This window comes from Paraburkholderia phymatum (assembly GCF_038900715.1).
Lineage (GTDB): Bacteria > Pseudomonadota > Gammaproteobacteria > Burkholderiales > Burkholderiaceae > Paraburkholderia > Paraburkholderia phymatum_A.
The window spans coordinates 1-328 of sequence record NZ_JAYMRZ010000110.1 but is presented as its reverse complement, the minus strand read 5'-3'; the positions used below and the strand labels follow the sequence as shown (position 1 = coordinate 328).

Genomic DNA, 328 nt, shown 5'->3' with positions numbered 1-328 from the left:
ACATCACGGTCGTCGATAACACGCTGCTCAAGCGTGCCGTCGGCGCGATGGCGCTCGGCAACGCAATGGAATGGTTCGACTTCGGCGTGTACAGCTACATCGCCGTCACGTTGGGCAAAGTGTTCTTTCCGTCGAGCAGCCCGTCCGCGCAGCTGATCGCGACCTTCGGCACGTTTGCGGCCGCGTTCCTCGTGCGCCCGGTCGGCGGCATGGTGTTCGGCCCGCTCGGCGACCGCATCGGACGCCAGCGCGTGCTCGCGATGACGATGATCATGATGGCGCTCGGCACCTTCGCGATCGGCCTGATTCCGAGCTATGGCTCGGTCGG

At 65.2% G+C, this 328-nt stretch carries 1 protein-coding gene; it reads left to right on the top strand.

The genetic code is table 11. The annotated features are described in order from the left end of the window. On the top strand, nucleotides 1-328 hold a 328-nt coding region (locus VSR68_RS42640; protein WP_342945393.1), incomplete at both ends, for an MFS transporter.